This is a genomic window from Bacillus sp. LNXM65 (genome assembly GCF_002998575.1).
Taxonomy (GTDB): domain Bacteria; phylum Bacillota; class Bacilli; order Bacillales; family Bacillaceae; genus Bacillus.
Genome location: NZ_PVRB01000008.1, coordinates 127,279 through 139,905, shown reverse-complemented (window position 1 = coordinate 139,905; position 12,627 = coordinate 127,279). Strand labels below are relative to the sequence as shown.

Annotated in this window: 14 protein-coding genes; 13 read left to right on the top strand and 1 reads right to left on the bottom strand. The window is 43.6% G+C overall.

The features are described 5' to 3' along the window. The first annotated feature begins 4 nt into the window (after window positions 1-4). The 4 genes from sdhA (at window position 5) to C6Y03_RS16260 (ending at window position 3,912) form a co-directional block, all read left to right on the top strand. Window positions 5-1,765: a succinate dehydrogenase flavoprotein subunit gene (sdhA, locus tag C6Y03_RS16275; RefSeq protein WP_012010817.1), complete on the top strand. Its 1,761-nt coding sequence runs from the start codon at window positions 5-7 to the stop codon at window positions 1,763-1,765. Window position 1,766: 1 nt separating this feature from the next. After that, entirely contained in the window at window positions 1,767-2,531 is a 765-nt protein-coding gene (gene sdhB, locus C6Y03_RS16270; protein ID WP_060596956.1) for a succinate dehydrogenase iron-sulfur subunit, read from the top strand. Window positions 2,532-2,652: 121 nt separating this feature from the next. Then, window positions 2,653-3,114 carry an acyl-CoA thioesterase gene (locus C6Y03_RS16265; protein WP_034661755.1) on the top strand — a complete coding sequence of 154 codons (462 nt, stop codon included), beginning with the start codon at window positions 2,653-2,655 and terminating at the stop codon, window positions 3,112-3,114. A 78-nt stretch (window positions 3,115-3,192) separates the two neighbouring features. After that, on the top strand, window positions 3,193-3,912 hold the full coding sequence (locus tag C6Y03_RS16260; protein ID WP_106039631.1) for a biotin--[acetyl-CoA-carboxylase] ligase: 720 nt from the start codon (window positions 3,193-3,195) through the stop codon (window positions 3,910-3,912). A 27-nt stretch (window positions 3,913-3,939) separates the two neighbouring features. Here C6Y03_RS16260 and C6Y03_RS16255 read toward each other — a convergent pair whose 3' ends face one another. Continuing rightward, window positions 3,940-5,070 (bottom strand): 2-methylaconitate cis-trans isomerase PrpF family protein, encoded by a 1,131-nt coding sequence (locus C6Y03_RS16255; RefSeq protein WP_106039630.1) that lies wholly within the window; start codon window positions 5,068-5,070, stop codon window positions 3,940-3,942. 136 nt (window positions 5,071-5,206) lie between these two features. Here C6Y03_RS16255 and C6Y03_RS16250 point away from each other — a divergent pair, with 136 nt between their 5' ends. The 9 genes from C6Y03_RS16250 to C6Y03_RS16210 all read left to right on the top strand — a co-directional run bounded on the left by C6Y03_RS16250 (window position 5,207) and on the right by C6Y03_RS16210 (window position 12,576). Beyond that, window positions 5,207-6,067, top strand: coding sequence for a LysR family transcriptional regulator (locus C6Y03_RS16250; protein ID WP_060596953.1), 861 nt, complete (start codon window positions 5,207-5,209; stop codon window positions 6,065-6,067). Window positions 6,068-6,218: 151 nt separating this feature from the next. Next, window positions 6,219-7,535, top strand: coding sequence for a CitMHS family transporter (locus C6Y03_RS16245; RefSeq protein WP_106039629.1), 1,317 nt, complete (start codon window positions 6,219-6,221; stop codon window positions 7,533-7,535). Window positions 7,536-7,740: 205 nt separating this feature from the next. Further along, complete coding sequence (gene gerE / locus C6Y03_RS16240; protein WP_003184172.1) at window positions 7,741-7,965, top strand: spore germination transcription factor GerE; 225 nt, start codon at window positions 7,741-7,743, stop codon at window positions 7,963-7,965. A 149-nt stretch (window positions 7,966-8,114) separates the two neighbouring features. Then, window positions 8,115-8,555 carry a MarR family winged helix-turn-helix transcriptional regulator gene (locus C6Y03_RS16235; RefSeq protein ID WP_003216546.1) on the top strand — a complete coding sequence of 147 codons (441 nt, stop codon included), beginning with the start codon at window positions 8,115-8,117 and terminating at the stop codon, window positions 8,553-8,555. Window positions 8,556-8,562: 7 nt separating this feature from the next. Next, the gene (gene racE, locus C6Y03_RS16230; protein ID WP_106039628.1) at window positions 8,563-9,381 is read left to right on the top strand and encodes a glutamate racemase; all 819 of its coding nucleotides are present in this window, start codon (window positions 8,563-8,565) and stop codon (window positions 9,379-9,381) included. 101 nt (window positions 9,382-9,482) lie between these two features. Continuing rightward, window positions 9,483-10,544 carry a GerMN domain-containing protein gene (locus C6Y03_RS16225; protein ID WP_106039627.1) on the top strand — a complete coding sequence of 354 codons (1,062 nt, stop codon included), beginning with the start codon at window positions 9,483-9,485 and terminating at the stop codon, window positions 10,542-10,544. Between the two features lie 151 nt (window positions 10,545-10,695). Beyond that, window positions 10,696-11,424: a ribonuclease PH gene (gene rph, locus C6Y03_RS16220; RefSeq protein ID WP_060596912.1), complete on the top strand. Its 729-nt coding sequence runs from the start codon at window positions 10,696-10,698 to the stop codon at window positions 11,422-11,424. Between the two features lie 10 nt (window positions 11,425-11,434). Next, complete coding sequence (locus C6Y03_RS16215) at window positions 11,435-12,037, top strand: XTP/dITP diphosphatase (RefSeq protein WP_181185471.1); 603 nt, start codon at window positions 11,435-11,437, stop codon at window positions 12,035-12,037. A 14-nt stretch (window positions 12,038-12,051) separates the two neighbouring features. After that, the gene (locus C6Y03_RS16210; protein WP_106039626.1) at window positions 12,052-12,576 is read left to right on the top strand and encodes a YfcE family phosphodiesterase; all 525 of its coding nucleotides are present in this window, start codon (window positions 12,052-12,054) and stop codon (window positions 12,574-12,576) included. Window positions 12,577-12,627: the final 51 nt, after the last annotated feature.

Below are 12,627 nucleotides of genomic sequence, written 5' to 3'. Positions count from 1 at the left end.
TACAATGAGTAATTCTAGCATCATCGTTGTCGGAGGCGGCTTAGCTGGTCTCATGGCAACTATCAAAGCAGCAGAAGCGGGAACAGCTGTTAAACTATTTTCAATCGTACCTGTGAAACGTTCGCATTCTGTCTGTGCACAGGGCGGAATCAACGGAGCGGTCAATACAAAAGGTGAAGGGGATTCACCTTATGAGCATTTTGATGACACGGTGTATGGCGGAGATTTCTTAGCGAACCAGCCGCCAGTAAAGGCAATGTGTGAAGCAGCGCCGTCCATTATCCACTTACTTGATCGGATGGGTGTCATGTTTAACAGAACACCAGAGGGATTACTGGACTTCCGCCGCTTCGGGGGAACACAGCACCACCGTACAGCATTTGCTGGAGCTACAACAGGTCAGCAGCTATTATATGCACTAGATGAGCAGGTTCGCCGCTATGAAGTAGCAGGGCTTGTCACGAAATATGAAGGCTGGGAATTCCTTGGCGCTGTGTTAGATGACGAGGAAGTATGCCGAGGCATTGTCGCGCAGAACTTGACGACAATGGAAATTGAATCCTTCCGTTCAGATGCAGTGATCATGGCAACTGGTGGTCCTGGAATTGTGTTCGGTAAATCAACGAACTCGATGATCAACACTGGATCTGCTGCATCCATCGTCTATCAGCAAGGTGCTCATTACGCAAATGGAGAATTCATTCAAATTCACCCAACAGCGATCCCTGGAGATGACAAGCTTCGTCTCATGAGTGAATCGGCTCGTGGTGAAGGCGGACGTGTTTGGACATATAAAGACGGGAAACCTTGGTACTTCCTTGAAGAAAAATACCCAGCATACGGGAACCTTGTACCGCGTGATATCGCAACGCGTGAAATCTTCGACGTATGTGTCGAGCAAAAGCTTGGCATCAACGGAGAGAACATGGTATACCTCGATCTTTCTCATAAAGATCCAAAAGAACTTGATATTAAACTTGGCGGCATCATTGAAATCTATGAAAAGTTCATGGGTGATGACCCGCGTAAGCTTCCAATGAAAATTTTCCCTGCTGTTCATTATTCAATGGGCGGATTATGGGTTGATTATGATCAAATGACGAATATCAAAGGTCTATTCGCTGCCGGAGAATGTGATTACTCTATGCACGGCGGAAACAGACTTGGTGCAAACTCACTGCTTTCTGCGATTTACGGCGGGATGGTCGCTGGACCAAATGCGGTCAAGTACATTAGCGGCCTTGAAAAATCTGCGGAAGACCTATCTTCTGCAACATTTGACAGCGCTGTGAAGAAAGAGCAGGAGAAATGGGACAACATCCTCAGCATGGACGGAACAGAAAATGCATACGTGCTTCATAAAGAGCTTGGAGAATGGATGACGGATAACGTCACAGTGGTTCGTTACAATGACAAACTCTTAAAAACAGATCAGAAGATCGAAGAATTAATGGAGCGCTACAAGCAGATTAACATCAACGATACAGCTTCATGGAGCAACCAAGGCGCTGCCTTCACACGTCAGCTTGACAACATGCTTCAGCTGGCAAGAGTCATTACGATCGGGGCATACAACCGGAATGAAAGCCGAGGCGCACACTACAAACCGGATTTCCCAGAGAGAAACGATGAAGAATTCCTAAAAACAACGATGGCTACGTTCAAAGGGAAAAATCAAAAGCCTGCATTCCACTATGAGGACGTCGATGTATCGTTAATTGCACCTCGTAAACGAGATTACTCGAAGAAAAAGGTGGAGAAATAAGATGAGTGAAAAAAACACGATTCAATTCATTATCACACGTCAAGATACAGCAGATGGAAAGCCTTATGATGAAGAATTCGAAATCCCTTACCGCCCAAATATGAACGTCATTTCCGCCCTTATGGAAATAAGACGGAACCCGGTCAATAAACAAGGGGAAAAAACAACAGCGATTAACTGGGATATGAACTGTCTTGAAGAGGTGTGCGGAGCTTGTTCCATGGTCATTAATGGAACACCGCGCCAGTCATGTACAGCACTCATCGATCAGTTAGATCAGCCGATTCGTCTTCAGCCGATGAAGACATTCCCGGTTGTGAGAGACTTGCAGGTTGATAGAAGCCGGATGTTCAATTCCTTGAAAAAGGTGAAAGCATGGGTACCGATCGATGGCACATATGATCTCGGTCCTGGACCAAGAATGCCTGAGAAAAAACGTCAATGGGCGTATGAGCTTTCTAAATGTATGACATGTGGTGTCTGCCTTGAAGCTTGTCCAAACGTGAATGATAAGTCTTCCTTTATGGGCCCTGCACCGCTTTCACAAGTCCGTTTATTTAACGCACATCCGACAGGTGCGATGAATAAGTCTGACCGTCTAGAAGAAATTATGGGGGACGGCGGTCTTGCGAACTGCGGGAACTCCCAAAACTGTGTGCAGGCTTGTCCGAAAGGAATCCCGCTGACAACGTCAATTGCAGCACTTAACCGAGATACAACTTTACAAGCATTCCGTAACTTCTTCGGAAGCGATCACGCAGAATAACATCACATTCAGTCCTCTTTGCCAATCATGATGAGTGTTTAAGAGGCTGGATGCAACATATAAACAAACGCCTCTTCCAATACGGGAGAGGCGTTTTGTTTCCAAATAAGGAGATGATCAAGTGAGATTGCCGTCATATATTGAAGAACCATTTGAAGAGTGGAGGGCATCCTTTCGATTTTATGTCGAAACCACCGTTCGTTTTTCAGAAACGGATATGTTTGGCCATATGAACAATGTCACCCCTTTTGTGTATTTCGAAGAGGCACGAATTGCCTTTTTTCAAAAGACGGGAATTGTTGATAAACGGATGAAACGTGTGAGGGAGACCATGACAGTCGTCGCAAACCTGCAATGTGATTACATCAAGCAGGTAGAGATTGGGGAGAGGCTTCGTGTGTATGTCAAGCCGGAAAAGGTCGGATCAAGCTCACTCATCCTTCATTATTTAGGAGAAAATGAGCAGCAGGAACCATGCTTTACAGGCTCAGTCACCATGGTGCAAATTAGTAAAGACACAGGCGCATCTGTCCCGTTTACAGAGGAAGAAAAAGAGACGTTTCAGGCGCAGCGAAATGAGTAACATACTGGCTCATCAACATGCACGCTTCATTTTGTTATAATAAAAGCATCATATCAAGAAGAAACAAGAGGAGAACACATGAAGATTTTTCAATATGACACCATTGATAGTACAAATAATGAAGCGAAAAGGCTCATGCAGCAAGGAGAAAAGCCCTCATTTGCTGTCTATGCACGCCAGCAGACAGCAGGAAGAGGCAGACTCGGCAGGTCGTGGGAAACACCTTTAGGGAATGTGGCGGTGACCATGACAGTCTTACCGCCAGCAGAACTCTCCACCCAGTCAACGATCGCCCCGCTGACAGCACTAGCAATCTATGATGTTCTGAAACCACTCATGAGAGCGGAGGATCAGCTGGCGATCAAATGGCCTAATGATATTCTCATTAATGAAGCAAAGGTATCCGGCACATTAATTGAAGCAGACCGCAGTTCCATTTATATCGGTGTTGGCATCAATGTAGAGACGAAGCCGGAGCATGTCCCGTACAAAACCATTTGCTTATCAGAGCTGACAGAGGTGAAAGCCGATCAGCTAGTGAAAGAACTGGCAGCGGCTTTTGAAAAATACCATTCACGCTGGCAGAATGAAGGGTTTGAAGCACTCACTGCCCTCTATAACAAACGGTTATATCGTCTCAACAAGCCCCTTCGCATTTCGTTAGATCGTGAAAAACAAACATGGGAAGAAGGCATTTGCTGCGGAGTCAACCGCTACGGTCATCTCCAGTTAAAAGATGAGAAAGGGCAGATAAAAGCTCATTCTGCTGGAGATATTGATGCCCCGCTTCAACATTAAAAAAAGCAGACGATGTTCTCGTCTGCTTTAGGCTTCTCTTTTGATCTGAGGCTGCACGATATAGTCTTGTTTTGTAAAGACAACCCCGTCTAGAATTTCTCTTGCGGTTCGAATGACTTTGACTCTGTTTTGAGAGATGTCAATTTCAGTTTGCATAATACCAGCAGGATGCCCAATACGAAGTGTGTCGTCATGCCCTTTAAACAGCTGAGCCGGAAGCGTTTCATCCAAGAAACAGCTGGCTGTCACGCAGACAGAGCCGGTAATGGCAAGTGCTTGGTGCGGTCTTTGCATCGATAGCATACGAACGATGATGTCCATATCGGCTGCTCTTCTCAAGATTCCATTAGTATCTACATAATCAGCAGGCTCGCTAATGAGCGCAAGCTTTGGAACAGCTGGAGACTGTAATGTCGCCATTTCTTTTGGTGCAAAGTGACACATTTCAGCAGCGATAGAACGAATTTCTTCTAAATCATCCAGTAATTCGTCTGTAAACTCTTCAGGCAATTCAGTTCCTTTTAATTGAATATCTTTGGCACGAATAAAGGCAATTGGATTTGCAATGTCAACGATCGAGATGGGAATCTCTCCAAACTTTGTTTGAATCGTATCAATTTTGTTTCCAGTCGGAAAAGTTTTACCTGTGACTGCGCCTTCAGGATTTTCAAAAGATAAATAAATGGGAGAACCTGTCCCTTTTACTCCTGGAATTTCTGCCTGTCCTTCAAATTTCACTTCTCCATTTTCGACTTCGACCTCTGCTGTAATCACTTTATTTGTGTTGGTATTGAGGATACGTACAGTCGTAATGGGCTCAACCGCTTGAACAAGTCCTTTAATGATGGCGTATGGTCCAACCGCTGATGAGATATTCCCGCAGTTTCCTTTAAAGTCGACATATCTCTCATTGATGCTGACTTGTGCAAACGTATAGTTCACATCCACATCTGGGTGTGTGGCTTTATCAATAATGGCTACTTTGCTTGTTAAAGAATTACCGCCGCCGATTCCATCGACCTGCAGCCGGTCAGGGCTGCCCATAATGTCTAATAGAAATGCCTCGAGCTCATCGTGTTCAAATGGTGCATTGTTTGCTTGAATGAATACCCCTTTGCTTGTACCGCCTCGCATGATTGTGATTGGAACTTTTCTCATTACTCTCACCCTCAATTTTTTAATGAACTGTTTATCTAACCAAAATGGTAAAGTATAATAAGAAATAAGTTAAATACATTATTTTGAGAATAATCAATAAAAATATTTTATAATTAGTAAAAAAGGAGGGCATATAATGGATGAAAAAGATTGGCGGTTTCTAAAGGTGCTCTATGAAGAAAAGAACATCACAAAAGCGGCAGAAAAATTATTTGTCTCTCAGCCTGCCTTAAGCTATCGATTGAAACAGCTTGAAGAGGAGTTTGATATGAAGCTTTTCTTTAAAAGAAAACGAGGAATTGAATTTACGTCAGAGGGCGAGTACTTGGCTAAATACGCAAATGACATGCTCAAACAGCTCCAGCAAACGAAAGATGGCATGCTCAATATGCAAAAAAAGGTCAAAGGAACAATTCGGTTAGGGGTCTCAAGTAACTTTGCCCAGTATAAACTGCCAGAAATTTTAAAAGAATTTTCTAAGCAGTATCCACATGTTCAATTTATGGTGAATACAGGCTGGAGCACGAAAGTCATGGACTTATTAGGCACATCAAGTGTCCATTTAGGGATTTTAAGAGGGGATTACGACTGGAATGGAGAGCGGTTTTTGCTCGATAAAGAGCGGCTTTGTATCATTTCAAAATCAGAAATCCAGCTGAAAGACCTCCCAAAGCTGCCGCTCATTGACTATCATACAGATAGTTCATTAAAACGATTGATTAACAGATGGTGGCAGGAAACGTTCACAATGCCTCCGCTTGTGACGATGGAGACAGACCGTCAGGATACATCAAAAGAGATGGTCAAGCATGGTTTAGGCTATGCCATTGTCCCAGAAATTTGCCTCAGACCAAGTGATGAGCTATTTGTAAAAGGTCTTTCGTATAAAGATGGACAGCCCGTTTTAAGAGATACATGGCTTATGTACCAGCCAGACTCCCTTCATTTATCTGTTGTGAAAGCATTCATTGAGTTTTTAAGAAGTCAGCAAGGTTGATTATAAAAGAATTTTATAGAATATACGAAAAAATCAATATTTTCATTATAAAAAGAGCTATTATATCCTTGAAATAGAAAGCGCTAACATTCATCGCAAGTGCAAAGGGGCGCTTGCTGATCGCGTAAAGAAGAGGATGGAGGGATATAAAGTGCTAGCTATTTTAGGGATCTTGATGGTCTTGACATTTACATTTCTCATTATGACAAAACGTATGCATCCGGTGGTGGCTCTAACCGTTGTACCTATCATATTTGCATTGATCGGTGGTTTTAACCGCGGATTAGGGGACATGATGCTTGATGGACTTAAAACTGTTGCACCATCAGCTGCTTTATTGTTATTTGCGATTTTATTCTTTGGTGTCATGCTGGATGCTGGGCTGTTTGATCCACTGATTAAACTCATTTTACGTATTGTGAAAGGTGATCCTGTCAAAATTGCTTTTGGGGTAGCAATTTTGTCTATGCTTGTTGCATTAGATGGTGATGGAACAACAACTTACATGATTACCGTATCAGCTATGCTGCCACTTTTCTTAAGAATTGGGATGAACCCGTTAATTTTAGGAACAGTTTCATTATTATCATTAGGAATTATGAGCGGAATGACGCCATGGGGCGGTCCAGCTACTCGTGCAATTGCTGCGCTTGGCTTGGATGCAGGCGAATTTTTCATTCCATTACTCCCAACGATGGTTGGAGGCGGTCTTTTTATACTTTTTACTGCTTATGTACTTGGGAAAAAAGAAAGAAAACGGATTGGGATCGCAGAGATTCAGCACAAAGAAGAGGTGTCCATTTCTCCTGAATTGGCTGCGTCAATTGAGGATGGCGTAGAAGACATGAAGAGACCAAACCTCATTTGGATCAACTTCTTCCTCACAATTGCTGTCATGGCCACACTAGTCCTAGATATTATACCAATACCTGTACTCTTCTTAATTGGATTTGTCATCGCTCTCATGATCAACTATCCAAAGGTTGAAGATCAGCGCGAGAGAATCTTATCGCATGCAGGAAACGCATTAACGGTCATCACACTTGTATTTGCAGCAGGGATTTTCACAGGGATCTTTTCGGGAACAAAAATGGTTGAGTCCATTGCCAATTTGGTGATTTACATGATTCCGGATTCCTACAGCTCATTTTTCCCGCTGATTGTTGCTTTGACGAGTATGCCATTTACATTTGTTCTTTCAAATGATGCTTATTATTTCGGGGTGCTGCCAATCTTGGCAGAAGCTGGCGCAGCTTACGGGATTGATCCAGTGGAAATTGCACGCGCCTCTATTTTAGGACAGCCTGTCCACTTGCTGAGCCCTCTTGTGGCTTCAACGCTGCTTCTTGTCAGTATGCTGAACAAAGATATTGGCGATTTGCAAAAATACGCACTGCTGTGGACTGTGTTAACAGCCCTTTTTACAACATTGATCGCTTTGTTAACAGGAGCCATTTCTATCTTTTAAATACGTGTATGAAAAGGACGATGTCTCGGATAGGAGACTCGTCCTTTTTTGTGCGGATAAAAGCGCACAAATTGGACGCTCATATGCGGGAATTCTCGATTTTAACGTCACCTACCTCGGGCACCCGGCATATGATATCTCGACTATACAGAATCCCATTCTATAGAGACTAGAGCTCTCACCTTAGCAAGGAGGGTTACAATACTTGAAGGAGAAAGAGTTTCAATCCAAGCCGCTATTAACCAAAAGAGAAAGAGAAGTATTCGAATTGCTCGTCCAAGATAAAACAACTAAAGAAATTGCAAGCGAGCTTTTTATTAGCGAAAAGACTGTTCGAAATCATATTTCGAATGCCATGCAAAAGCTAGGAGTCAAAGGTCGTTCACAGGCCGTCGTCGAGCTTCTGCGTATGGGTGAGCTAGAGCTCTAAAGTCAGCCGGTTTTCCTTCCACACTAGGGAGGAACCGGTTATTTCTATATGGTTTCCATGAGTCTCTTCTTGCATTTTCTCTGAAAAACGAGGAAAATAGGAATGTACGTTTTAATCAAAGTGAGATGCTATAGTGAGGTATCAATGAAATGGAAACGAATGAGTTCGACCATGTAGCAGAGATTGAGAAATCATTGCGCCATATTGCTGCAATTATTAAGCAAAAAGGCAGAGAAATCCTGAATCAATATACGATTACACCTCCTCAATTTGTAGGGCTTCAGTGGCTTTATGAATTCGGAGATATGACAATAGGTGAGCTATCACAAAAGATGTATTTGGCTTGCAGTACAACCACCGACTTAATTGATCGAATGGAGAAAAGTGAACTTGTTGAACGAGTAAAAGATCCTTCTGACCGCCGCGTGGTTCGCATTCATTTATTACCTGAAGGCGAGCGGATCATTCAAGAAGTGATTGTCAAACGCCAAGAATACGTCAGTGAACTTCTAGGGGCTTTCTCAGAAGAAGAAGCCATCGTTTTCAACCAATCCTTAACGAAACTACAGCAGCAAATGAAAAGAAAATGAGGCGATTTTGTTGGATCAACCAATCGGCGTGATTGATTCCGGCGTCGGCGGTTTAACCGTTGCAAAGGAAATCATGAGACAACTGCCAAAAGAAAAGATCATTTACGTAGGCGATACAAAACGGTGTCCGTATGGCCCGCGGAAAGAAGAAGAGGTTCTTCAATATACTTGGGAAATGGCACACTACTTATTAAGACATCACCATATTAAAATGCTCGTCATCGCATGCAACACAGCGACGGCGATCGCACTTGATGAAATCAAAGCAACGCTTGATATTCCGGTCATTGGCGTGATTCAGCCCGGCGCCCGTACAGCCATCAAGGTGACAAACAATCAGCAGATTGGTGTCATTGGTACAGCCAATACGATCAAAAGCGAGGCATACAAAGAAGCACTGCTATCCCTAAAAGCAGGACTAGCGGTTCAAAGTCTGGCATGTCCGCTGCTTGTCCCATTTGTGGAAAGCGGTACGTTTTTAGATCAGACAGCAGATGAAGTGGTGAAAGATTCCCTTGAACCAATGAAAGAAACAGGAATTGATACGCTCATTCTTGGCTGCACGCACTATCCGATTTTAAAAGAGCCGATTCAGCGCTTTATGGGCAGTGATGTGAGCATTATTTCATCAGGGGATGAGACAGCTAGAGAAGCCAGTACGATTCTTTCGTATAAAGGGCTGTTAAACACTTCTCAAGAAGCACCTGTTCATACATTTTATACAACAGGGCAGCAGCAAAATTTTGAAAACATCGCTCGTGACTGGTTTGGCTACCTCCCAGGGAAGGTCGAAACCGTATCACTTGAACTGGTCTATCAGCAATAACCCGCTTCTTCTTGAGGTGGGTTATTTTTTTATGAAAAGGGTCTAATCCACATGAGGAGCTCGTATACATAGTAGTACAAACTACTAGAGGAGGGTGAAGTATGCTGAAAAAAGGATCTACAGCAGCTGTGACGTGTATCGCGTCAGCCATGCTTTTGTCAGGATGCGGATTGTTTCAAACAGACCAAGCGAAAACAGAGATTGACCCGCCACAAAACGTCACATATGTGAAAGAAAATAAAGAAGATAAACAAACAGCCAAAGAAGGAAAAGAAGAGAAGAAGGCAGATACAGTCATGAGAGAATTATATTTAATTGATAAAAACGGGTATGTCGTCTCTCAATCCATTCCGCTGCCGAAAAACGAAGGAAGTGCCAAACAAACCCTTGAATATCTCGTGGACGGAGGACCGATTTCTAACCTCATGCCAAATGGGTTCCGAGCTGTTTTGCCGGCCGACACGACCGTATCTGTCGACATTAAAGACGGAACGGCCGTAGTGGATTTTTCAAATGAATTTAAAAACTATAAAAAAGAAGACGAACAGCGCATCCTGCAATCTGTCACTTGGACGTTAACGCAGTTTGATTCTGTCGCCAAAGTCAAATTGAAAATGAATGGACATGAACTAAAAGAAATGCCTGTGAACGGTACACCGATCTCCGATGATTTAAGCAGAGAAGACGGTATAAATATTCAGCACGAGGCTGCCGCTGATATGACATCGACAAAGCCAGTGACGGTTTACTACTTAGCTGAATCTGATGAACAGACGTACTATGTTCCTGTGACCAAAAGAGCGCCAAAAGACGAGGATGATCCGATTACAGCAGCCATTGATGAGCTCGTCTCTGGACCAAGCAAAAAAAGCCATTTGCTCACAGACTTTGATCAAGATGTAAAGCTGAATGATATCCCGAAAGTAAAAGACGGACATGTGACACTTGATTTCAACGAATCCATTTTTGGCAGTGCAGATGAAAAGAAAAAGGTCATTTCACAAAAAGTTCTTGATAGCATTGTGCTCACATTAACAGAGCTGCCGGACGTCAAAAGCGTATCGGTTAAGGTAAACGGCAAGGCTGAGCTTGTGAACGAAAAAGGAGCAGAGCTGACAAAGCCGGTTTCAAGACCAGAACAAGTGAATACAGGTAGTTTTTAACGGCACACATTGATATAATGGAGAAAAAGAGGCATGCATATTCGCTGCCTCTTTTTTATTCCAAGCGATTAGAACGAGCCTAGGTTGTCAAAGTTAGTAGGAGAACCCCGCTGGCACCCGCGCGGAATGTATATCGTAATGGAGGTAAATCATGAGATTAGATGAAAGACAATATGACGAATTAAGAAAAGTTGAAATAGAGGCAGGCTACATTAAGCATCCAGAAGGCTCTGTCTTAATCTCATCGGGAAATACGAAGGTGATTTGTAACGCATCCATCGAAGACCGTGTACCTCCTTTTTTAAGAGGAGAAGGAAAAGGCTGGATTACAGCAGAATATAGCATGCTTCCAAGAGCAACCGCACAAAGAACGATGAGAGAATCTTCTAAAGGAAAAGTGACAGGACGTACAATGGAGATTCAGCGCTTAATTGGACGAGCACTCCGTGCAGTCGTTGACTTAGAAAAGCTTGGCGAACGCACGATTTGGATTGACTGTGATGTCATTCAAGCAGACGGCGGAACACGCACAGCATCCATTACCGGTGCTTTTGTCGCCATGACACTTGCGATTCAAAAGCTTCGAGCAGAAGGAGTTATCAAAGAAAACCCGATCACTGATTATTTAGCGGCGATATCCGTCGGAATTGATTCTCAGCAGGGTCTTCTGTTAGATTTAAATTATGAAGAAGATTCTTCAGCTGAAGTAGATATGAATGTCATCATGACAGGCGCTGGACGCTTTGTTGAACTTCAAGGGACAGGCGAAGAAGCGACATTCTCAAGAGAACAGCTAAACGGACTGCTTGATTTAGCCGAAAAGGGCATCAAAGAATTAATCGAAAAGCAAAAAGCAGTGACAGGAGAAGTCATCGAATAAAAAGAAGGGTTTGATCAGGATGAAAACAGCCATCATTGCAACGCACAATGCGGGCAAAGCGAAAGAATTCAAAGCCATTCTTGAGCCAAAAGGATTCACGGTCAAAACACTAGCAGACATCGGCTTTACTGAAGAGATTGAAGAAACAGGACAAACCTTCGAAGAAAATGCCATCATCAAAGCCGAGGCGATTCAAGCCAAAGCAGGTGAAATGGTCATTGCAGACGATTCCGGTTTGTCGATTGACTATCTTGGCGGAAAACCTGGCGTATATTCAGCGAGATACGCTGGTGAGCATAAAAACGATGCTGAGAATGTGGAAAAAGTGCTGAGCGAACTGCAAGGAATTGAAAAAGAAGACCGCACAGCCAGATTCAGATGTGCCCTGGCTGTCAGCATACCGGGCAAAGAAACAAAGACGGTAGAAGGATCAGTAGAAGGCTTCATCGCAGAGGAACCAATCGGCGAAAACGGCTTCGGATACGACCCCATTTTCATCGTCAAAGACAAAGACCAGACGATGGCCGAGTTATCACCAGAGGAGAAAAACAAGATCAGCCATCGAGCGGTCGCGCTTCAAAAGCTTTCATCACTGCTAGACGCAAATGAATAAGGGGGAATGAAGCCATGAAGATACTCATCATGAGTGACAGTCATGGACTCACAGACGAACTTCAAACCATTGCCAAACGGCACGCGGCTGAAGTCGACATGATGATTCACTGCGGAGATTCAGAACTCGAAACGAACCACCCAGCACTCGAAGGATACAAAGTCGTCAAAGGAAATTGTGACTTTATGGGCGATTTTGAAGAAGAGCTCCTGCTCCCACTTGATGGAGGCGGAAAACTATTTCTCACTCACGGACATCTGCATGGCATCAAACAATCCTTGCTTCAAGTCTACTACCGTGCAGAAGAGCTAGGCGCAGACATTATCTGCTTTGGTCATTCGCACATCCCAGGCAGTGAACTGCTAAGAGGAAAACTGCTCATTAACCCAGGCAGCGTGCACCTGCCAAGAATGCGTAAAGAGCGCAGCTATGCGATACTGACACTAGATGGAAGCGAAGCAAACGTACAGTTTTTCACAGACGAAGGTCTGGTCATACAAGACCTCGAAAACACTGTCACATTGGAAGGTATTTCATAAGGGTGCAGCATTTGCCCCTTATGAAAAAAACTTTCGAAAAACCGTTGACTT

Coding starts and splice junctions, on each gene's coding strand:
- C6Y03_RS16260 (WP_106039631.1), top strand. CDS start 3,193: ATGAAGATTTTTCAATATGACACCATTGATAGTACAAATAATGAAGCG.
- C6Y03_RS16225 (WP_106039627.1), top strand. CDS start 9,483: ATGCTGAAAAAAGGATCTACAGCAGCTGTGACGTGTATCGCGTCAGCC.
- C6Y03_RS16210 (WP_106039626.1), top strand. CDS start 12,052: ATGAAGATACTCATCATGAGTGACAGTCATGGACTCACAGACGAACTT.
- C6Y03_RS16255 (WP_106039630.1), bottom strand. CDS start 5,070: ATGAGAAAAGTTCCAATCACAATCATGCGAGGCGGTACAAGCAAAGGG.
- sdhB (WP_060596956.1), top strand. CDS start 1,767: ATGAGTGAAAAAAACACGATTCAATTCATTATCACACGTCAAGATACA.
- rph (WP_060596912.1), top strand. CDS start 10,696: ATGAGATTAGATGAAAGACAATATGACGAATTAAGAAAAGTTGAAATA.
- sdhA (WP_012010817.1), top strand. CDS start 5: ATGAGTAATTCTAGCATCATCGTTGTCGGAGGCGGCTTAGCTGGTCTC.
- C6Y03_RS16235 (WP_003216546.1), top strand. CDS start 8,115: ATGGAAACGAATGAGTTCGACCATGTAGCAGAGATTGAGAAATCATTG.
- C6Y03_RS16250 (WP_060596953.1), top strand. CDS start 5,207: ATGGATGAAAAAGATTGGCGGTTTCTAAAGGTGCTCTATGAAGAAAAG.